The organism is Shewanella sp. BJSY2023SW007 (genome assembly GCF_047314525.1).
In the GTDB taxonomy this organism is placed as follows: Bacteria; Pseudomonadota; Gammaproteobacteria; order Enterobacterales; family Shewanellaceae; genus Shewanella; species Shewanella chilikensis.
The window spans coordinates 1-19,421 of record NZ_JBKORL010000098.1 but is presented as its reverse complement, the minus strand read 5'-3'; the positions used below and the strand labels follow the sequence as shown (position 1 = coordinate 19,421).

Sequence of the window (19,421 nt, the reverse complement as noted above, 5' to 3'; positions counted from 1 at the left end):
GAATGAAAAAGACAGGTCCAGCACTGGCCTGTCTTTTTTTGGGTGTAGTTGTATGACTCAGATGAAGGCGCTCAGACGGCTCTGTCGTCGTACAAGTCGATTTGAGTCAGCGCCGCCACTTCTTCGATATAGGCGCGCACTCTGGCCGGAAATACCAGCCCCTTGACCATGGTCAGGTTTCTCAGGCCGGGGAACAGGTTGATATCATCAATAGTCAACTTATTGCCCCGCTCCGACGGCAATTGCAGCCAGTCGAGCCGCGGCCAACACTTAGCCAGCCCCTCAAGATAATCGGCCGTTTGCGCAAGCGCTTTTTCGAAAGACATCTCTATCATGGCGCTCTTGTTTTGGGTAAACCAGGCAATCGCCTCTTGGCTGCCAAATTCAGGCAGACCGAGCAACACACTGCGGGGATAGAGCAAGCGACTGCTGAAATAACCGGATGCCTCCTGCCATTGGCTGACAGCATCGGCCTGGCTGGCAAGGGTAATGACCGGCTTACCATCCAGATTATCCAGATAACTGACGATATCCAGGCTCTCGGCCATGAAGCTGCCATCGGCTTTTTGTAAAATGGGCACCATATTGGCGCCGACCATAGCTATTCTGGACTCCACATCATGGTTTTGCAGATAGACCCGCTCCACCGGCAACGCCTTAAGCCCCACCAGCATCATAGCCTTGACGCAATAGGGACAATGGTCAAACACAAAAAGCTTCATCAGTACTCCTTAGCTTCCTTGGAACTGTCAGGGCCATCAGCATATCCTCCGAGGCCGGAGCTGGGCAACTCCTGACTGGCCGGCGGCGCAAACAGCAAACGCCAACGCTGCCTGAAACTAAGCCCGGGGCGACTCACTTCCGCCAACATATCGCGCCATTCGGCAAAAGTGACTGTCACAGGATTAAAGCTGTTCACTGGCTTGGTAATACCATAGCGCACGGTTTCCCGCTCAGGCTCAAAGCTGCCGAATAATCTATCCCAAATGATCAACACCCCGGCGTAGTTCTTATCTATGTACTGAGGATTACGGCCATGGTGCACCCTGTGATGAGACGGCGTGTTGAATACCCACTCCAAGGGCCCAAGACGTTTGATGGCCTGGGTATGGACAAAAAATTGCAGGCCCAGATTAAGCAGCACCACAAATACCACCCAGTTGGGGTCGAAGCCTATGATCACTAAAGGCAGCCACATGCCCGCCAATGGGTACATCAGGCTCTGACGAAAGGCGGTGGAAAAATTCATATTTTCCGAGCTGTGGTGCACTACATGGGCTGCCCACATCCAGCGGCATCTGTGGCTGGCCCGGTGGAACCAGTAATAGCAAAAGTCCTGCCCCAGCATCAGCAGTACAAAGGTCCAGCCATTCATCTCAATGTCGAACAAACGCCAGCCGAATAACCACAAATACAGTTTGGCCAGCAGTAACCCTGTGAGAATATCGGCGCCCTGGTGCATGCCTGCCAGCACAAAGTTACAGAAAACCTCCGCCGGCCGATAGCGGGCATTCTCAGGCAAACGTCTGAGGCGGTCACCGAAAAACCACTCCAATGCCATGCAGATGAAGAACAGCGGCGCCAATACCAGCAGCAGCCATTCAGGATGGGAAATAAGTAAATTGAAATCCATTTTTATTCCTTTTATTCCAGCTCACCACTTGGCAAAGTGATCTTCTGTCAGGCCGCTCTGCTGCACCAGCTCATGGCGCTTGCCCAGGGAGTCTTTGACCCAACCGGAAAACAGCCCGGTATACTGGCGAAAATTGCTTTTAAGCAGCCCCAGGTTGAGCCTTTCGCTGCGGCACCCCAAGGGCGAAAATACCAACTCCAGATCGCCGCGCTCAGACCAAACTCGCCATTGGCCGCCTGATGCTGCCATGCGGTCAAACTCAAAATGCACCGGCGACAGCAAATGCCTGGCACCATCAACCCAGAGCACGTTTTCACAAGAGCCGGTCTCGTTGACTCCGGCCGCCAGGTTTAGCCCCACCCCCTTGCCATCAATATCGGCATTGATAGAGGCCCAGCGCCAACTGGTTTCCCGGCGCATAAAGCCTGCGGAAAAGTCATAACCTGCTCTGGCATGCAGCAACGGCTGGGGTTCATGATTGAAGGACAACTGGCCGGAAACCTTGAGGGCATTGTGTTTCTGGGTATAGGTCCAACCGCTGTAACCGGTTGGACTGCAAAGCGCCATCGGCAAGCTGAGCGGTTCGGGAACCAAGGTCAGCTCCCCCTCAAGTGGCATTCCCTGTAGTTTAAGATCCAGACTCAGTTGCCATTGTCCCTGCTCACGCCGAAAGTGAATGCCGCCCATACGGCTCTCCCCCTGCCATGGCGAACGGCTCAGGTTAAAACCAGCGGGTGGCCGCAGCAGATTCTGCTGATACATGCGACGACTCTGCAAATCAAACAGATAACAGAAACCACTGCCAAGATAGGCGATATCCGCCAGGGCAACGCCCAGCATCCATCTGGGGCTGTTAAGGCCAATAAACTCAAACTGCTTATAACTGCAACGCTGTTTCAGGCGTGAAACCCTGCGGTCCATCTCATTGAACAGCTGAAAGTCTGCCAATCCCAGGCTTTTCGGCGGCCCGTCGAAATGACCAAACAGAGGCCGGCCGTGAACATCTATCAAAGAGTCAGGTGCCGCCTGGGTTGCAACCCCGGATTGAGTCGTCGGCAAAGGCCCGGATTTCAATTCCAACATATTCCCAACAGGTGTTTTTAGAGCAATAACTTGACTCTACCCTGTCGCCATCGGAGATTGAAGCCTTGAATGTTACAAAAATGAAAAAACCGCTATGCGGGGTCTTATCCGGTTTACTGTGTCATTCAGAAACGGTAACTGACAGCGATGTTCCTTGATAATCTAAGCTAGCGGTTTTCCCAGATTGATACTCGAGTTTGTCCCTTGGTGGCCTGCGCGCAAAGAACCCGCAAAAAAATCTCCCCCAGACCGAACCCAAGCCGGTTATCTGACATAACCAGATGCTGGAAGCCAAACTCAAATCTGGTTATCCTGATGCCACCTTTTTTACAGCTTCGGATTTTTATGAAACGGCTTGCTACCTTGATGCTGGGGTCGGCGCTGCTCTTTGGCTGCGCCAGTCATACCCCCAACTTTATTGCCCTGAGCCCTGAACTGCCTGCGGTCACGCCACAGACTTCGCTAGAGCCGGCTCTGGCGCTGCAAACCCTGGATACCCGCACCGCCAACTTTATTGTGCGATTCAATGAAGATGGCAAAGCCGCACGTCTGGTCAGCCCGGCGGAGCCACCCAGGGTCCAGCTGGATCAACTGTTCCGTCAAGGTTTTGCCAAGGCCGGATACCGAATCGATCCCGCCAGTGGAAAAGAGGTGCAGTTACAACTGATTGAACTGCTCACTGATGTGGATGAATCCGGCTTCGGCTTCGAAGCCAAAACCAATGTCAGCATCAATCTGCTGGCGAAAAACAGCAGCCATACCCTGACCAAGCGTTATAAGGCCAAGGGACTGCTCAAGGGCCCATTCAGTGCCGACTTCGCCTCGCTGGAACTGGACATGAACAAGCTGATCACCCAGTTGACCGGCGAAATACTCAACGACCCCGAGCTGCACAGCTTTTTGCAACAGTAATTTATTGGGCCGGTCTGTGACTCACGGGCAGGCCCGTCTGCAACACTATGATAAGGAATCTGGTCATGAGCCGATGGATACTCGCAGCCGTATTGATGCTGACCAGTCAGCTGGCGCTGGCGTTGGATATACAAAAAGACAATCTCTACCCCCAAGTGGAATTTGATACCAGCATGGGCAAAATCGTGGTCGAGCTCGATCGCACCCGGGCGCCCATTACTGTGGACAATTTTCTCACCTATGTGGTGCGCGGCGACTACAACAACACATTGTTTCACCGCATTATTGCTGATTTCGTGGTTCAGGGCGGCGGCCTCAGCCCCAAGTATGAAGAACTACCGTCAGACCAGCCGATAGTCAATGAGTCGGGCAACGGCCTATCCAACAGCCTAGGCACTATAGCCATGGCCAGAGAGAATGCTCCCCATTCGGCCACCCGCCAGTTTTACTTCAATGTAGCCGACAACAAAAAGCTCGACCCTTCCTCCAGGCGCTGGGGCTATGCCGTATTCGGTGAAGTCAGCCAAGGGCTTGAAGTTCTGCAGAATATGGCGCTGGTAGAGACAGGCACCAACAGCACCTTGGGTTGGCCCGACGTGCCGGTTACCCAGGTTTTGTTGAAGAAAGCCACACTTCTGCCCAGAAATTAACCCCAGGCCCGGTTCAGTATCAAAAAGCTGTCTATACTGAACCTGGCAAACATAAGGAGGCGATCTGATGACCCCGGAAGAGTTCATCGATGTGAAAGCGCCCCAACTGGCTCATTACGGCAAAGCATTCTTGAGCGACAAGCTGGAATTTAATGAAGTCAGATTGTATCTGTGGGATACCCTGGAAGAATGGCATCAGCTGAACTTGCAGGGGGAAGCGCAAACGGATGTCGAACGCGTATTTTGGCACTTGTTGTACGCCTTCGATAAATGGCCCGATTGGGTATTGCGCGGTAACCAGTTTTTGCGCCAGCAACTGGACGACTGCTGTGAATACCTGTTCGGTGGTGGCCCCATACCCGAAGGCTGTATCGGCGTCAGGCCCTGAGACAGACGTTAATCTACCCCGCCCGGGTGACACTTTAATGACACGGGCGACCAATCCCCGGCTTTGCCGGGGATTTTTTATTGGGCAAACACCCAAGCACACCTTGAAGTCGCAGGCGCGGGCTTTTACTCTAAGGCCTTTGACTCTCACCAAGCCGTGCCATGCCTCAATCTTTTTTTGCCAGCACCCGAGACGCCCTGAGTATCTATTTCCACAAGCGGGTACTCATCTTATTGCTGCTCGGTTTTTCCGCCGGCCTGCCGCTGATGCTGGTATTTTCCACCCTGTCTTTCTGGCTCAGGGAAGCCGGGGTAGACAGGGCCGCCATCGGCTATTTCAGTTGGGTAGCCTTGATCTATGCCTTTAAGTGGGCCTGGTCCCCTCTGGTCGATCGCATGCCCCTGCCTTTGTTCAGCCAACTCTTTGGCCGCCGCCGCGGCTGGATGCTGTTCTCCCAGCTATTACTGATAGCTGCCATTTTGGGGATGGCCGGCAGTGACCCCATGGAAGATCTCACCCATCTGGCACTCTTTGCGCTGATGGTGGCCTTTTCCTCCGCCACCCAGGACATAGTGGTCGATGCCTTTCGTATCGAGTCGGCGCCGGAAAAAATGCAGGCGGCACTGGCCGCCGCCTATCAGGTGGGCTATCGCAGCGCGATGATCATAGCCACTGCAGGCTCACTGACTATCGCCGCCTGGGTTTCTCCCACGCCGGAAAGCTATGATCTCCAGAGTTGGCAAACCGCCTATCTGGTAATGGCTGGCCTCATGGGCATAGGCATACTGGCGACACTTTTTGCCAAAGAGCCGGCTGTGGATATCAGCTCTATAGGGGAAGAGGAAGCCAACCTCAGAGACAGACTCAGGGCCAACCTGGCACCCAGACTCTCTGTCTGGGCCGCGCCGGCCAACCTGTTTATCCTGCGCCATGGCAAGTTGCTGCTCCTGCTGCTGGGGCTTTATTTCTGTTTTAGCCTGGCTGAACCCTTCACCCAGGTACTGCAATCCTACTTTCCGAGTCAGGCCCTGAATACAGATGCAGTCACTCTGGCATCTATGGGGCTCATTCTGCTGCTCTGGTTGCTGATCTTCGGCGTCAAAAGTAAAGACAGAGCAATTCAAGAGCAGGAAGCCAAGCAGCTGACCCAGGCCGGAACAGATAGGATGGCCGCCTTTATCTCCTGGCTTTACAGTGCCGTGGCCCTGCCCTTTATCGATTTCTTTCGCCGCTACGGCAAGAGCGCGATTCTGATCCTTATGCTGATCTCCTGCTACCGGATCTCGGATATTGTCATGGGGATCATGGCCAATGTTTTCTATGTGGATATGGGCTTCAGCAAGGAGGAGATAGCCACCTTGAGCAAGGTCTATGGTCTGATCATGACCCTGGTGGGCTCGGCATTCGGCGGGGTGTTGTTGGCACGCTTCGGCACCATAAAAATCCTCTATGTCGGCGCCTTCCTGGTGGCCACCACCAATCTGTTGTTCGCCCTGCAGGCCATGGTGGGCTACAACGTGCCACTGCTGACCCTGGCAATTTCGGTGGACAACTTCAGCGGCGGTATCGCCACAGCGGCCTTTATCGCCTACCTTTCCAGCCTCACCAGCAGTGGCTACAGTGCCACTCAGTATGCGCTGCTGTCTTCGGTGATGTTACTGTTTCCCAAGTTTATTGCCGGCTTCTCCGGCGCCTGGGTCAACGCCTTTGGCTATGTGAATTTCTTTGTCAGCGCCAGCATCATAGGCTTGCCCGTGCTGCTGCTGATTTGGCTGGTGCAAAAAAACAGCCCGCCGAGGCGGGCCGATACTGCTCAGAATACGCTCAAGTCGCAGATTAACGACTAGTCGCGGAAGTTATTGAACTGGAACGGCTGGCCCAGCTCGGCATTGCGGGCCAGCGCCATCACAGCCTGTAAGTCGTCACGCTTCTTGCCTGTGACCCGTACCGAGTCGCCCTGGATTTGCGCCTGCACCTTAATCTTGCTGTCTTTGATCTGTTTTACCAGCTTCTTGGCCACATCGGTCTCGATGCCTTGTTTGAACTTGACCTTCAAAGAGAACATCTTGCCGCTGTGGATCGCCTTCTCATCCACTTCCATCGCCTTGGGATCCACATTACGACGGCTCAATTGGGTTCTTAAAATATCCACCATCTGATTGCACTGAAAGTCAGACTCTGCCGACAGAGTCACCACAAAGTCTTTATACTCCACCGCAAATTCCACCCCGCGGAAATCGAAGCGGGTATCCAATTCACGTTTACTGTTATCCACCGCGTTTCGCAGTTCTACAGCATCTACTTCTGACACTATATCGAATGAGGGCATTTCGTCGCCTTTTACTTATCAGCCAAACCAATAGCGCCAGTCTACCCTAAGTTGAAGCCGAGCTGAATAAATCCACGTCTGCTGATGACAGCCAGGCTTTATTTTGACTATGATGTTCGCCAAGCTTTCCAACCCTGCGTGATTTGTGATTAACCGACAGCTGCTGTTTAAAATTGCTTTGTTGATTGCCCTGGCGGTGATCAGCTACCTGGTTTTTTCCAAGCCTAACTACCCTCAGAGCATCCCTAACCTTGATAAAGTGGGTCATATAGGTAGTTTCTTTGCCCTCGCCTGGCTGACCTATCTGGCATTTCGTCCCCGCTGGTACTTGATGTTTGCCACCCTGGCCGGATACGGCATTCTGATAGAGATGGTGCAATCCCGCCTGCCTTACCGCAGTGCCGATATGGCCGACTTTGTCGCCGATATGGCCGGAGTCGTACTCTTCTACTTCTCACTCTGGGGCTATCGCAAGTATTTTGGCGCCGCCATGTTGAGGGAGTAGCCCGGATGCAGATAGGGATCCTCGGCGTTGGGGCCATAGGGCAACTGCTGGCGCAGCAACTGGCCGCAGCCGGGCTTGAACCTTGGTTATTACCCAGAGCTAACACCCCGCCATTGGCTGAGCAGGGCGAAGAGCAAGTCTATACCCTGGAGCTTGGCGACCAGAGTCTGCAAACATCCTTTCTGTGCCTGGCGCAGGACTCGAGCAAGCTCAAGCAGCTCGATCTTTTGCTGGTCACAGTCAAAGCCTATCAGGTTGAAGCGGCGCTGGAGCCTTTGCTGCCAAAACTTCACCCGGATTGCCGCATCTTGCTGCTGCACAACGGGCTTGGCCCACATCAGAGTCTGGCTGCCAAGCTGAATGGCCGGCCGCTGAGCCTGGGCACCACCAGCCAGGCGGCGCTGAAACTCAGCAGCAATCATATTCGCCAAACCGGCAGAGGCCTGACCCAGATAGGTGACTTAATCGGCGCCCCCACGCCAGAGGCGATGAAAACCGCTCTGCTCAATGCCATTCCCGGCAGTCAGTGGAGTGATGCCATTCTCGAAGCCCTGTGGCAAAAGCTGGCGGTCAACGCCGTTATCAATCCGCTGACCGCCATTCACAGAGTCAACAACGGTGCCCTGGCCGCCCCCGAGTTTGAGGGAACAATCTGCGCCATTCTCGATGAGCTGTTACAGGTGGCCAAGCAGGAAGGCATAGCACTGACGTTCGATGCGCTGCACGCCAGAGTCAAGGAAGTGATACGGCTAACCGCCGCCAACTACTCTTCCATGTATCAGGACCTCAAGCATGGCCGCAAGACGGAAATTGACTATATCAACGGTTACCTGCAGCAGCGCGCCGAGCAATATGGGCTCACACTGCCAATCAACAGCGAACTGGTGGCCCAGATAAAAGCGCTGGAGCCACGCAACTAAATCATCCCCAAAGTACCAATACCGCGGCCAGGGCAATCAGTACCAGGCCGCCCATATCCTTGACCTTGACCAGCTGCTTGAGCCAAAGGCTGGAGATCAGCATCATAAAGAAAACTTCCACCTGCCCGAGCGTTTTCACATAAGGCACGGCCGTGAGCGACATGGCGCTGAACCAACCTATGGAGCCCAGACAACTGCTGATACTGATGGCCAGGGTCAACCTGGGCCTTTGCCAGAGTTTTTTAAGGGTTTCTTTATCTTTGATAAGAAGCCAGGCTAGCAGCAACAGCTTCTTGAAGGACAAACCTTTGCGCCCGAGAATGCTTGCCGATGAACCGCAAGCCATGACTGAAACGAAAAACGCCCGCGATTGCGGGCGTTTGAGACTAACACGCTATCCTGGTGATTCGCTATTCAACCAAAGGTGCAGCTTTCAGCAGCTTAGGCAAGGTTAACCAAGCGCTTGGCTCAGCGACTGGTATCCAGCGCCGGGAAAGACTTCACCAGATCATCAACGGCCTTCATCTGGCTCAGATATCCTTCCAGTTGCTGCAGTGGCAAAGCACAAGGGCCATCACACTTGGCATTATCCGGGTCCGGGTGCGCCTCAATAAACAGCCCGGCCAGTCCCAGCGCCATACCGCTGCGGGCCAGTTCGGTTGCCTGGGCACGACGACCACCGGCAGAATCTTCACGGCCGCCAGGGCGCTGCAGCGCATGGGTGGCATCGAAGATCACCGGGTAGCCGGATTGCTTCATCTCATCCATGCCCAGCATGTCCACCACCAGGTTGTTATAACCAAAGCAGCTGCCACGCTCACAGAGAATGATCTCATCATTACCCGCTTCGTTGAATTTCTTGATGATATGCCGCATCTCATGGGGCGCCAGGAACTGAGGCTTTTTCACATTGATGATAGCCCCTGTCTTGGCCATGGCCACCACCAGATCTGTCTGGCGCGCCAGGAAGGCCGGCAACTGGATGATGTCGACCACTTCGGCCACAGGCGCGCACTGGTAAGGCTCATGCACATCGGTAATCAATGGCAGCTTGAAGGTATCCTTGATCTCCTGGAAGATTTTCAAACCTTCTTCCATGCCGGGGCCACGATAGGAGTTGACGGATGAGCGGTTGGCCTTGTCGAAGGAGGCCTTGAACACATAAGGGATCCCCAGCTTCTGAGTGACTTCCGCGTAGGTTTCGGCAATGGTCATCGCCAAGTCCCGCGACTCGAGTACATTCATGCCACCGAACAGCACAAAGGGCTTGTCATTGGCTATCTCGATAGCCCCCAGATGTATGGTTTTATTACTCATCGCAACTTCTCTCTTGAATGCCGCTCATGCGGCGTTAACTTAAATCAGCCGGCCACGGCCTGCAGCAACTGGCCACAGAGCCAGGCCATATAAGTGCCTAAAGCATAGCCGAATACCGCCAGCAGTACACCTACGGGTGCCAGTGCCGGATGGAAGGCCGCAGCCACTACGGGCGCAGACGCCGCGCCGCCAACGTTGGCCTGGCTGCCCACCGCCATGTAAAACAGCGGCGCACGGATAAGCTTGGCCACCAGCAGCATCAATCCCGAATGCACCAGCATCCAGATAATGCCCACCAGGAAGTAAATCGGCGTATCCAGAATTTGGGATACATCCATATGCAAACCGATTGTAGCCACCAGTATATAGAGGTAGGCCGAGGCTATCTTGGAGGCGCCGGCCGCTTCCAAATGACGGGCTGGGCTGAATGACAGCAGCAAACCTATGGTAGTGACTATCACCACCAGCCAGAAGAATCCGGAGGTCAGACTGTATTGCTCGGTCCAGGGATAGTTGGTCGCAAACCAGGGAGCCAGCAGGTCGGCGCCGACATGGGCCAGACCGGTAATACCAAAGCCCACAGCCACTATCAGCATAATGTCGCGCAGACTGGGAATCCGGGCGTTTTCGGCATGATATTGCTCCACCTTGGCCTTGAGGCTTTCAATGGCGCTGGTATCTGCACCTGTCTTGGCATCTATCTCCTTGGCCCTGGATGCCATAAACAGCAGCACGGCCATCCAGATGTTGGCGACTATCACATCGACAGTCACCATCACGGAGAAGATATTGCCGCCCACTTCATAAATCTCTTTCATCGCCGCCTGGTTGGCACCGCCGCCAATCCAGCTGCCGGCGAGTGTGGTCATGCCGCGCCAGACTGCGTCCGGGCCGTGGCCAGCGGTCAATGTCGGGTCGATTGCCGACATGATAAGCAGGGCAATCGGGCCACCTATGACAATGCCCATGGTGCCGGTCAAAAACATCACTACCGCCTTGGGACCCAGCCCCAGAATGGCTTTGAGGTCGACGCTGAGGATCAACAATACCAGACAGGCCGGCAGCAAATAACGGGACGCCACATAGTAAAGTTTGGAGCTGCTGCCATCGACAATCCCAAAGGTATTGAGCAAGGATGGCAAGAAGTAACACAGCAGCAAGGCCGGGATGAAGCGGTAAAACTTCTGCCAGAAAGGATGGCTGCTGCTGTTGGTATAAAAAACGAAGCCGAGAATAGCGGCCAGAATGCCGAGCGCGGTGGCGTCATTGGTCACCAACGCAGTCATTTCAGTGGCCGCCTGTGAGGTACTGCTCATAGGTCCTATCTCCCTTGCGATTGCAATTTATTGTTTTATTTTAATATTTATATTTTTATCACTGCCCTCACGGGCAGGTTCAATGAAAGGTCTGAGGCTCGTCTCCCAGTTCTCTGAGTTGCATCTTTACCAGCTCGACCACAGGGTCGTGCGGGCTGTTGTCGACAAAATACTGCAGATCGGCGCTGGCGACATGAATCGCCCCCAGTTGCTGGGCAATAAATGCACGCTCCCGGTGCAGGCTGAGATCGTCGGCATGCCATTCAAGCAGCAAATTACAGCACTCCATCGCGACTTCAAATTCATGGGCGACTATGGCTCCGGCCTTGAGTTCATGCAGCATGCGGGTCATCAGCCTCTGGGTGCCAACCGGCTTGAGGTAAGACGCCTTCAGCGGCGCACAGTTCCCCAGTTCGCCGCGAACCAGGGCATGCAAGCGCTCTTTGCTGAGGCGCTCCCCCTGAAGCGGGTCGAGATAGATGAGTTCACCGCCCACATGGCAGGCCAGCACTGTGGTGCCCGGCAGCAGTACAGGATCGAATTTCAAGTCCAGCTGTTTGCCCAGCAACATAAGCACAGTTGCCAATGTGGTGCTGTTCCCTTGGCGGCTGAGAATACATTGGCCGAGATCGGCCGCCTGCCGGGAAAAATAGTCTTCCCTGGGGGCAAACCCCAGATCCTTGTAAAACCAATTCAGCAGCGCCTGAAAGCGCCGCTGCTGATCCACCAGATAATGACTGAGCACCGAGCCGGACAGTTCCAGCCAGGCCCAGTTGGCCTGTTTGGCCAGGCCAAAGCCCAGATGTTGGCAAAGCTCAAATGCCGACTCGGGCAGAGAGAGTTCGTCTTGCTTAAGAGAATATTGTTGCATTACCCCAGAATTACCGCTTGTTTGAAGTGTGCCAGTTTTGCCGCATAAACCACCCAGCCCAGAGCACCGAGGAAGGCGAAGATCCGGAAGATCAGATTACGGTTGGACTTGAGCGCCATCACGCCCAGCAGTATGTAAGCGACCACTGCGCCTATCTTCTCTGTCATCCAGGGATCGACGAAGGGATACTGCTTGATCATAAAACACAGAGTCAATCCGGACAGCAGCAGGAAAGTATCGATCACATGCGGACCTACCTTCAACAGTTTCTTGTCCATAATGGCTGACTGACGCAGCTTAAGCACGAAACGCACAATGAACAGCAATACGCTGACGGCGATTAGAGTCATGTGCAGGTGTTTAACTGCCGGATACAGGCTGTAAAAAGTTTCCATCGGATAGCTATCTGTAGGTGAACAAAGGCGACAGTGTACCCTATCGCAGTGCTCAGCACCAAGGCCAAGCCGCTGTCGAAAAGGCGGAATTATGACAGGAAGCGGGGACGATATTCGCGGTTTTCAAGCCCGGGTGTGAGTCCCGGGCACAGGCACTCAACCGGGCCACAAACCCAGAGTACATCTTTCATTGGAGCCAAAGTCACGTACCGTGGCCACCTGCTGATAACCGAGCTCGGCAAGTTTTTCCCTGAGGTTCACGGCCTGAGCATAACCATGCTCCAGCAACAGATAACCGCCCGGCAGCAAATGCTCCCTGGCATGGGCTGCGATATGGAATAGGTCGGCAAAGCCCTGATCGGCGGCAGTCAAGGCGCTGCGAGGTTCAAAGCGCACATCGCCCATATCAAGATGCTCGTCATCCTCCTCGATATAGGGAGGGTTGGAAACAATCAGCTGGAACTTACGCCCCTGAACTGCCGAAAACCAGTCGCTCTGAAGGATCTCCACCTGCGGTAACTTCAGGTTATCCCTGTTGGCACAGGCCAGCTCCACCGCTGCCTCGACCTTATCGACAGCAGTCACTCGCCAGCCTTGCCGTTCATGGGCCAGTGCCAGTGCGATAGCACCGGTACCTGTGCCGAGATCCAGCACGGCGATATCATCTGAAAGCGGCAGATTAAGCGCAGTTTCCACCAGAATTTCGGTGTCCGGGCGCGGAATAAGGGTGGATTCGTTGACAATAAAAGGCAGTGACCAGAACTCGCGCTCACCGACAATATGGGCCACGGGCACACCTTGGCTGCGACGCTGCACCATCTGAATAAACTGCTTGTGCTGCTCGGCAGACAAGTTTCTTTCGGGCCAGGTATAGAGAAAGCTGCGGCTCTTGCCCAAGCAATGCAGCAACAGGGCTTCGGCATCTGCATGGGCAGACTCGGACGATGCGGCCAGCATAGAAGAGGCCCATTGCAGGGCCTCGGCAATATTGAGTTTAGTCACAGACAGTCCTTTTATTCGTCGGACAGAGCCGCCAGCATGTCGGCCTGATGCTCTTGCATCAAGGGCTCAAGCAGCTGCTCCAGGTCTCCTTCCATCACCTCATTGAGACGATACAGTGTCAGGTTGATCCTGTGGTCGCTCACCCTTCCCTGAGGGAAATTATAGGTGCGGATCCGCTCGGAGCGGTCACCGCTACCCACCAGAGAGCGACGGGTAGATTCTTCGGCGCTGCGGCGCTTTTCATCTTCGGCCGCCTGCAACCGCGCCGCCAGCACGCTCAAGGCCTGAGCCTTGTTCTTGTGCTGCGAGCGCTGATCCTGGCATTCCACCACCAAGCCTGTGGGCAAGTGGGTAATACGAATTGCCGAGTCGGTTTTGTTAACGTGCTGACCACCGGCACCGGAAGAGCGGAAGGTGTCGATACGCAGCTCGGCCGGGTTGATTTCCACCGCCTGGGCCTCGGGCACTTCGTGCATAACGGCCACGGTACAGGCCGAGGTATGCACCCGCCCCTGGGATTCGGTTTCCGGCACCCTTTGTACCCTGTGACCACCGGACTCAAACTTGAGTTTGCCGTAAACACCGTCACCGCTGACCTTGGCTATCACCTCTTTGAAACCGCCATGCTCGCCTTCGCTGGCGCTCATGACTTCGACCTGCCAGCGCTGGCTCTCGGCATAACGGCTATACATACGGAATAGATCACCGGCAAAGATAGCGGCTTCATCACCGCCGGCACCGGCACGGATTTCCAGAAAGGCGTTGCTGGCATCATTGGGATCTTTGGGCAACAGCAGAATTTGCAACTCACCTTCCAGCAGCTCCAACTGAGCGCGGGCCGCCTTGATCTCTTCCTGAGCCATCTCTTTCAGCTCAAGATCTTCCTCGGCCAGCATCTCCTGTGCGGTTTGCAGATCCGCCTGCGCCTGCTGGTAGGCCTTAAAGCCTTTGACCACATCTTCAAGCTGAGCATATTCCCGTGACAGGGCTCTGAACCTGTCCTGATCCGCTATGACATCTGCGTCACTGAGCAGGGCCAATACTTCTTCATTACGCTCAAGCAAGCCTTCCAGCTTGCGGATAACGGATTCCTTCATTTAGCTCGCTAACCTTAGTGTTTATCCAAGCCGAGCGCGGTTCTCAATTGACCCAAAGCATTGAGGTCCCCCTGACGACTGGCAGCTGTCAGGGCCTGGGTCGGAGCATGGATCAGTCTGTTGGTCAGGCGGTTAGCCAGTTCCAGCAGCACCTGCTCTGTGTCTGCTCCCTGCGCCAACTTGTTCATTGCCCGCTCAACCAGCTCATCTTTAATCGCCATGCTCTGGGTACGATATTCGCGAATGCTGTCGACCGATTCCAGTGAACGAACCCACTCCATAAACTGGTGTGAATGCTCTTCGGCAATGACTTCCGCTTGCTCGGCGGCCTCTCTACGGGAGGCCATATTCTGTTCGATTATGCTTTGCAGATCATCGACCGTGTAGAGGAAGGCATCGTCCAAATCACCGACTTCTGCCTCAATATCACGGGGAACCGCTATATCAACCAATAACATAGGTTGATGGCGGCGCTGCTTCAGCGCTTTTTCTACCATGCCCTTGCCCAGAATAGGCAGCGGACTGGCGGTAGAGGATATCACGATATCGGCCTTGGGGAGAAAATCTGGTATCTGCTCCAGGGTAATCGCCTGGGCATTAAACTCTTCGCACATCGCTTCGGCGCGGGAAATAGTACGGTTGGCCACCACCATGCTGGTCACACCGTTTTCCTTCAGATGGCGGGCAACCAGTTCTATAGTTTCACCCGCACCTATAAGTAGTACCTTGGTAGTCGCCAGAGAGGAGAAGATATGTTTGGCCATGCTGACGGCGGCAAAGGCTACCGAAACCGCCGCAGTACCGATTTCCGTTTCGGTGCGCACCTTCTTCGCCACGGCAAAAGTATTTTGGAACAGGCGATCCAGTGTCAGTGCCACAGTGCCGGATTCCTTGGCCTTGGCAAACGCCTGTTTGACCTGACCTAGGATCTGCGGCTCGCCCAGCACCAGAGAGTCGAGCCCGGATGCGACCCGCATCAGGTGTTGCACCGCGGGTTGACCACAGTGTTGGTAAAGGCAAGGGGCCACCTCTTCATGGCTCAGGCCATGATAGTCTTCCAACCAACGCACCACCTGCTCGGCATTTTCTGTATTGCAGTAAAGCTCGGTACGGTTACAGGTGGAAACGATGACGGCTTCCCCGCTCTGGGTCTCCTTGGCCAAGCTACGCATGGCGTCATGGATCTTATCCGGGGCAAAGGCAACTTTCTCACGCAGGTCAACAGTGGCGGTTTTATGGTTTATACCAATTGCTACAAGGCTCATCTGAACTCGTTCTGGACTCTTGGCGTCGCTGTAGGATGCGGCCATTCTACTGAATTGGCCACCTTAAAAACAGAATACGCTTAACAAAACCGAATAAAGGTCTAACTTCTCAACCAATTTATCAATTAAGCTGAACAGGTGCTGGCAATAGCCACAAGGGCGACACCACAGGGTTCGACGCTTATTGGTATTCTGCCAAAGCCCTCGTATCATAGGCGGCCTACACAGTGAACAACAGATGATTATTTTGAAGTACTTCACAAAAACCTGTTTTACACCTCTGTCGGCACTGCGCTTGTGGTTGCCCTTGTTGCTGCTTGGCCTACTCAGCGCCTGTAGCAGCCTGCCCGATGCCCGCTGGCAGGCAACTCAAGTTCAGCACGCAGAACAAGCCAAGGCCTGGGAGCTGAAAGGCAAGCTGGCGGTAAAGACGCCTGAGGAAAAATTCAGCACCAATCTTTATTGGCTGCATACTCCAACGACAGAAGAGCTGAGACTCACCACCATGTTGGGCACCAGTGTGATGCTGCTGAAAAGCGGCCCGGACGGCGCCTTTTTGGAGCTGGACGGCGAAATCTACCGCAACCGAGACCCGCAGCGTTTACTCGATGGCCTCAGCAATTGGAGCATCCCCCTTAACGCCCTGCCCCGCTGGGTGCTTGGCCTCAGCGCCGCCGACACTGAACTCCTGCTCACAGGCAATGATGGCAAGCCTCAGAGCCTGGAAGACGGCAGCGTTAGCCCTCCGTGGCAGGTGAAGTATCTCAGCTGGCAGCAACAAAGCGGTGCCGATATCCCGCGCCTTCTAAAACTCAATCGCGGCGCACTCGAACTCAAGATCCAGTTAACCGAGTGGCAGGCACTCGAAGCCGAGCCGAAACTCACCACCAAGGAAAGTCAACAGCCATGAGCCTCGACCACCCAACTCTCCAGCCCAATAGCCTTTCACTTGGCTGGCCGGCCCCGGCCAAGCTGAATCTGTTTTTGCACATCAATGGCCGCCGCCAAGACGGCTACCATGAACTACAGACCCTGTTTCAGTTTCTCGACCATGGTGACCTGTTGGACTTTAAAGTCACCGCCAATGGCGAACTCAAACTGCACTCCAATTTGGGCGCCGCTGTCCCGGATAGCGATAACTTAATTCTCAAGGCCGCAAAATCATTGCAGCAAGCCAGCGGCTGTGAACTGGGGGCCGAGATCTGGCTCGACAAGAAACTGCCCATGGGCGGTGGTCTGGGAGGGGGTTCATCGGATGCAGCCACGACTCTGGTGGCCCTCAATGCCCTGTGGCAAACCGGCCTGAGCGAAGCGGAACTTGAACAAATTGGTTTAAAACTCGGCGCAGATGTTCCTGTTTTCATTAAGGGAGTGGCAGCCTTTGCCGAAGGGGTCGGCGAAAAACTTCAGCCGGTGGAACCGGCCGAACCTTGGTATCTGGTATTGGTTCCCGAGGCCCACGTTTCCACTGAAAAAGTGTTCCATGATCCTGATTTACCGAGGGATACTCCCAAGCTCTCACTGGAAGAACTGCTGAGCGCCCCCTGGCAAAACGATTGTCAGGAACTGGTATGTCGCCATTACCCTCAAGTTGCCAAGGCCTTGGGCTGGCTGCTAGAATATGCGCCGTCCAGAATGACCGGAACCGGTGCCTGCGTGTTCGGGGAGTTCGAAAAACAGCAACAAGCTCTCGATTGTCTGGCAAAGCTGCCGTCATCATTCAAAGGCTTTGTTGCCAAAGGGATAAATAGATCGCCGCTTCAGAGTCGACTGGCTCGCCTCTGAACAGTTTCTTCCGGGATAAAGCGCTGCAACCGTTTTATCCCAGCCACTAAAATAAAGCAAACGCCTGAGGTTCTTACAGTGCCCGACATCAAGCTCTTTGCTGGGAACGCTACCCCCAGTCTCGCCAAAAAGATAGCAGACCGTCTTTTTTGTAAACTCGGAGACGCAGAGGTAGGCCGTTTCAGCGATGGTGAAATCAGTGTCCAGATAAACGAAAATGTACGTGGTGCTGATGTGTTTATCATTCAGTCCACCTGCGCACCAACCAACGACAACCTGATGGAGTTGATCGTAATGGTTGATGCCCTGCGCCGCGCGTCAGCCGGCCGTATCACAGCCGTTATCCCTTACTTTGGTTATGCCCGTCAGGACCGCCGTGTCCGCAGCGCCCGTGTACCCATTACCGCCAAAGTGGTTGCCGATTTCCTCTCCAGCGTGGGTGTCGACAGAGTACTGACCTGTGACCTGCACGCCGAGCAGATCCAGGGCTTCTTCGATGTACCGGTAGACAACGTCTTCGGTAGCCCTGTGCTGCTTGAAGATATGCTGGCCAAGAAGCTGGATAACCCGGTTGTTGTTTCCCCCGATATCGGTGGTGTTGTTCGCGCCCGCGCCGTAGCCAAACTGCTCGACGACTCAGATCTGGCGATCATCGACAAGCGTCGCCCACAGGCCAACGTGGCTCAGGTAATGCACATCATAGGTGACGTTCAAGGCCGTGACTGCATCATAGTTGATGACATGATCGACACAGGTGGCACTCTGTGTAAGGCTGCTGAAGCCCTGAAAGAACACGGCGCCAACCGCGTCTTTGCTTATGCGACCCACCCGGTATTCTCCGGCAATGCCGCCAGCAACATAGTAAATTCAGTGATTGATGAAGTCATAGTCACTGACACTGTGCCTTTGAGCCCAGAAATGCTCAAGACAGGCAAAGTGAGCCAGCTGACCATGTCAGCGGTACTGGCCGAGGCTATCCGCCGCGTCAGCAACGAAGAATCTATCTCTGCCATGTTCCAGCACTAAGCGAACCTGAGCAGTTAACAAGAAACGCACCTTAGGGTGCGTTTTTTATGCTTGATATCTGGGTTGCCATAATGTGGCCCGGTAGTCATCACCACGCAGAAAGGCACGCCTTACCACTCTCTGTTGCTCTGTACTTACCTGTCTGCTGCAGAAACAATATTAGCCTTGCAAGTGGTAGGTCCGTCAATGAAAGTCCCTAAGAGATAGAACAATCCGTTCTCATCTCTTTTAACTGGAATCCTACACTTATACTCTCCTTTGTCTGTTGGAGGGTGTTCAAAATTCTGTGTCACGTTAAAAATCACAGATCGATGTGAGCATCCAGTCGTCCTTCAAAATGGATGGACAGCTGAGATAGCGTTAAATTCCAGTTTTGAATCGGGTGTGACCACCGCTCCTGAGCCTTCAATATACCGGCGTAGAGCAGTTTGAGTAAACTGTTCTCGTTGGCAAAACCACCCTTGGTTTTCGTCAGTTTACGAAACTGACGATGTACGGCCTCAACCGCGTTCGTGGTGTAGATAGCCTTACGCACGTATTCCGGGTACTTAAAATAGGTCGATAACAGCGCCCACTTGTTGCGCCAGGACTTGATGACCACAGGATATTTGTCGCCCCATTTGGCTTCCAGCTCGTCCAGCGCCATCTCAGCTGCATTGAGGGTTGTGGCTTTATAGACACACTTTAAATCAGCCATAAACGCCTTCTGGTTTTTAGACGCTACGTATTTCATTGAGTTACGAATTTGATGAATGATGCATGACTGCACCTCTGTATGTGGGTAAATGGTTTCAATGGCTTCAGGGAAGCCTTTAAGGCCATCGACACAGGCAATCAGGATGTCTTTAATTCCGCGACTATGAAGATCGGTTAGTATACTTAGCCACTGATGTGCACCTTCAGTGTCTGAGATATACAAGCCCAACA

Annotated in this window: 21 protein-coding genes and 1 pseudogene; 9 read left to right on the top strand and 13 right to left on the bottom strand. The window is 54.1% G+C overall.

Annotated features, from left to right (window positions below; all coding sequences use genetic code 11):
- Positions 1–71: 71 nt before the first annotated feature.
- The 3 genes from grxB to ACMHXE_RS17320 are packed head-to-tail and all read right to left on the bottom strand — an operon-like array spanning position 72 to position 2,716.
- The gene (grxB, locus tag ACMHXE_RS17330) at positions 72–722 is read right to left on the bottom strand and encodes a glutaredoxin 2 (RefSeq protein ID WP_335923739.1); all 651 of its coding nucleotides are present in this window, start codon (positions 720–722) and stop codon (positions 72–74) included.
- Entirely contained in the window at positions 722–1,633 is a 912-nt protein-coding gene (locus ACMHXE_RS17325; protein ID WP_413732900.1) for a sterol desaturase family protein, read from the bottom strand. The genes grxB and ACMHXE_RS17325 overlap by 1 nt, the downstream gene beginning before the upstream one ends.
- Positions 1,634–1,654: 21 nt before the next feature.
- Positions 1,655–2,716 carry a DUF2804 domain-containing protein gene (locus ACMHXE_RS17320; RefSeq protein WP_413732898.1) on the bottom strand — a complete coding sequence of 354 codons (1,062 nt, stop codon included), beginning with the start codon at positions 2,714–2,716 and terminating at the stop codon, positions 1,655–1,657.
- 345 nt (positions 2,717–3,061) lie between these two features.
- On the opposite strand from ACMHXE_RS17320, the gene ACMHXE_RS17315 reads away from it, so the two are divergent.
- The 4 genes from ACMHXE_RS17315 (at position 3,062) to ACMHXE_RS17300 (ending at position 6,513) form a co-directional block, all read left to right on the top strand.
- On the top strand, positions 3,062–3,628 hold the full coding sequence (locus ACMHXE_RS17315) for a YajG family lipoprotein (protein WP_224866265.1): 567 nt from the start codon (positions 3,062–3,064) through the stop codon (positions 3,626–3,628).
- 65 nt (positions 3,629–3,693) lie between these two features.
- Positions 3,694–4,278 (top strand): peptidylprolyl isomerase, encoded by a 585-nt coding sequence (locus ACMHXE_RS17310; protein WP_208129163.1) that lies wholly within the window; start codon positions 3,694–3,696, stop codon positions 4,276–4,278.
- A 67-nt stretch (positions 4,279–4,345) separates the two neighbouring features.
- Positions 4,346–4,666, top strand: coding sequence for a hypothetical protein (locus ACMHXE_RS17305; protein ID WP_025011704.1), 321 nt, complete (start codon positions 4,346–4,348; stop codon positions 4,664–4,666).
- Positions 4,667–4,827: 161 nt separating this feature from the next.
- Complete coding sequence (locus ACMHXE_RS17300) at positions 4,828–6,513, top strand: MFS transporter (RefSeq protein WP_165565455.1); 1,686 nt, start codon at positions 4,828–4,830, stop codon at positions 6,511–6,513.
- Here ACMHXE_RS17300 and ACMHXE_RS17295 read toward each other — a convergent pair.
- A complete protein-coding gene (locus tag ACMHXE_RS17295; protein WP_101056811.1) occupies positions 6,510–6,995 on the bottom strand; it encodes a YajQ family cyclic di-GMP-binding protein in 486 nt (161 codons plus the stop codon). The two genes, ACMHXE_RS17300 and ACMHXE_RS17295, sit on opposite strands and share 4 nt — an antisense overlap.
- A 145-nt stretch (positions 6,996–7,140) precedes the next feature.
- Between ACMHXE_RS17295 and ACMHXE_RS17290 the strand changes: the two genes are divergently transcribed.
- Together ACMHXE_RS17290 and ACMHXE_RS17285 are read left to right on the top strand one after the other, a co-directional pair.
- Positions 7,141–7,500, top strand: coding sequence for a VanZ family protein (locus tag ACMHXE_RS17290; RefSeq protein WP_101056812.1), 360 nt, complete (start codon positions 7,141–7,143; stop codon positions 7,498–7,500).
- 5 nt (positions 7,501–7,505) lie between these two features.
- Positions 7,506–8,420 carry a ketopantoate reductase family protein gene (locus ACMHXE_RS17285; protein WP_234555594.1) on the top strand — a complete coding sequence of 305 codons (915 nt, stop codon included), beginning with the start codon at positions 7,506–7,508 and terminating at the stop codon, positions 8,418–8,420.
- A gap of 1 nt (position 8,421) precedes the next feature.
- Here ACMHXE_RS17285 and ACMHXE_RS17280 read toward each other — a convergent pair.
- From ACMHXE_RS17280 to hemA, 8 genes and pseudogenes are all read right to left on the bottom strand, one after another.
- Positions 8,422–8,703, bottom strand: a pseudogene (locus ACMHXE_RS17280) (EamA family transporter); the annotation flags it as partial.
- A 185-nt stretch (positions 8,704–8,888) separates the two neighbouring features.
- Positions 8,889–9,737 (bottom strand): 3-deoxy-8-phosphooctulonate synthase, encoded by an 849-nt coding sequence (gene kdsA / locus ACMHXE_RS17275; RefSeq protein WP_025011695.1) that lies wholly within the window; start codon positions 9,735–9,737, stop codon positions 8,889–8,891.
- 44 nt (positions 9,738–9,781) lie between these two features.
- Positions 9,782–11,053, bottom strand: a complete 1,272-nt coding sequence (locus ACMHXE_RS17270; RefSeq protein WP_372239362.1) for a DUF819 domain-containing protein — start codon at positions 11,051–11,053, stop codon at positions 9,782–9,784.
- Between the two features lie 79 nt (positions 11,054–11,132).
- Complete coding sequence (locus ACMHXE_RS17265) at positions 11,133–11,924, bottom strand: tetratricopeptide repeat protein (RefSeq protein ID WP_413732893.1); 792 nt, start codon at positions 11,922–11,924, stop codon at positions 11,133–11,135.
- Positions 11,924–12,319: a SirB2 family protein gene (locus ACMHXE_RS17260; RefSeq protein ID WP_025889918.1), complete on the bottom strand. Its 396-nt coding sequence runs from the start codon at positions 12,317–12,319 to the stop codon at positions 11,924–11,926. Before ACMHXE_RS17260 ends, ACMHXE_RS17265 begins: the two co-directional genes overlap by 1 nt.
- Positions 12,320–12,475: 156 nt before the next feature.
- Positions 12,476–13,321 carry a peptide chain release factor N(5)-glutamine methyltransferase gene (gene prmC / locus ACMHXE_RS17255; protein ID WP_412501379.1) on the bottom strand — a complete coding sequence of 282 codons (846 nt, stop codon included), beginning with the start codon at positions 13,319–13,321 and terminating at the stop codon, positions 12,476–12,478.
- 11 nt (positions 13,322–13,332) lie between these two features.
- Entirely contained in the window at positions 13,333–14,418 is a 1,086-nt protein-coding gene (gene prfA / locus ACMHXE_RS17250; protein WP_101056816.1) for a peptide chain release factor 1, read from the bottom strand.
- A gap of 14 nt (positions 14,419–14,432) precedes the next feature.
- Positions 14,433–15,683, bottom strand: coding sequence for a glutamyl-tRNA reductase (hemA, locus tag ACMHXE_RS17245; RefSeq protein WP_039034337.1), 1,251 nt, complete (start codon positions 15,681–15,683; stop codon positions 14,433–14,435).
- Positions 15,684–15,921: 238 nt separating this feature from the next.
- Between hemA and lolB the strand changes: the two genes are divergently transcribed.
- The 3 genes from lolB (at position 15,922) to ACMHXE_RS17230 (ending at position 18,494) form a co-directional block, all read left to right on the top strand.
- Complete coding sequence (gene lolB / locus ACMHXE_RS17240; RefSeq protein ID WP_165565461.1) at positions 15,922–16,593, top strand: lipoprotein insertase outer membrane protein LolB; 672 nt, start codon at positions 15,922–15,924, stop codon at positions 16,591–16,593.
- Positions 16,590–17,468, top strand: a complete 879-nt coding sequence (ispE, locus tag ACMHXE_RS17235) for a 4-(cytidine 5'-diphospho)-2-C-methyl-D-erythritol kinase (protein ID WP_224868363.1) — start codon at positions 16,590–16,592, stop codon at positions 17,466–17,468. The genes lolB and ispE overlap by 4 nt, the downstream gene beginning before the upstream one ends.
- 78 nt (positions 17,469–17,546) lie before the next feature.
- Positions 17,547–18,494 carry a ribose-phosphate pyrophosphokinase gene (locus ACMHXE_RS17230; protein WP_028779717.1) on the top strand — a complete coding sequence of 316 codons (948 nt, stop codon included), beginning with the start codon at positions 17,547–17,549 and terminating at the stop codon, positions 18,492–18,494.
- A 301-nt stretch (positions 18,495–18,795) separates the two neighbouring features.
- Here the strand turns inward: ACMHXE_RS17230 and ACMHXE_RS17225 are convergent.
- Positions 18,796–19,421, bottom strand: a 626-nt coding sequence (locus ACMHXE_RS17225) for an IS256 family transposase (RefSeq protein WP_224868444.1), incomplete at its 5' end; no start/stop codon positions are given.

Coding starts and splice junctions, on each gene's coding strand:
- grxB (WP_335923739.1), bottom strand. CDS start 722: ATGAAGCTTTTTGTGTTTGACCATTGTCCCTATTGCGTCAAGGCTATG.
- ACMHXE_RS17325 (WP_413732900.1), bottom strand. CDS start 1,633: ATGGATTTCAATTTACTTATTTCCCATCCTGAATGGCTGCTGCTGGTA.
- ACMHXE_RS17320 (WP_413732898.1), bottom strand. CDS start 2,716: ATGTTGGAATTGAAATCCGGGCCTTTGCCGACGACTCAATCCGGGGTT.
- ACMHXE_RS17315 (WP_224866265.1), top strand. CDS start 3,062: ATGAAACGGCTTGCTACCTTGATGCTGGGGTCGGCGCTGCTCTTTGGC.
- ACMHXE_RS17310 (WP_208129163.1), top strand. CDS start 3,694: ATGAGCCGATGGATACTCGCAGCCGTATTGATGCTGACCAGTCAGCTG.
- ACMHXE_RS17305 (WP_025011704.1), top strand. CDS start 4,346: ATGACCCCGGAAGAGTTCATCGATGTGAAAGCGCCCCAACTGGCTCAT.
- ACMHXE_RS17300 (WP_165565455.1), top strand. CDS start 4,828: ATGCCTCAATCTTTTTTTGCCAGCACCCGAGACGCCCTGAGTATCTAT.
- ACMHXE_RS17295 (WP_101056811.1), bottom strand. CDS start 6,995: ATGCCCTCATTCGATATAGTGTCAGAAGTAGATGCTGTAGAACTGCGA.
- ACMHXE_RS17285 (WP_234555594.1), top strand. CDS start 7,506: ATGCAGATAGGGATCCTCGGCGTTGGGGCCATAGGGCAACTGCTGGCG.
- kdsA (WP_025011695.1), bottom strand. CDS start 9,737: ATGAGTAATAAAACCATACATCTGGGGGCTATCGAGATAGCCAATGAC.
- ACMHXE_RS17270 (WP_372239362.1), bottom strand. CDS start 11,053: ATGAGCAGTACCTCACAGGCGGCCACTGAAATGACTGCGTTGGTGACC.
- ACMHXE_RS17265 (WP_413732893.1), bottom strand. CDS start 11,924: ATGCAACAATATTCTCTTAAGCAAGACGAACTCTCTCTGCCCGAGTCG.
- ACMHXE_RS17260 (WP_025889918.1), bottom strand. CDS start 12,319: ATGGAAACTTTTTACAGCCTGTATCCGGCAGTTAAACACCTGCACATG.
- prfA (WP_101056816.1), bottom strand. CDS start 14,418: ATGAAGGAATCCGTTATCCGCAAGCTGGAAGGCTTGCTTGAGCGTAAT.
- hemA (WP_039034337.1), bottom strand. CDS start 15,683: ATGAGCCTTGTAGCAATTGGTATAAACCATAAAACCGCCACTGTTGAC.
- lolB (WP_165565461.1), top strand. CDS start 15,922: ATGATTATTTTGAAGTACTTCACAAAAACCTGTTTTACACCTCTGTCG.
- ispE (WP_224868363.1), top strand. CDS start 16,590: ATGAGCCTCGACCACCCAACTCTCCAGCCCAATAGCCTTTCACTTGGC.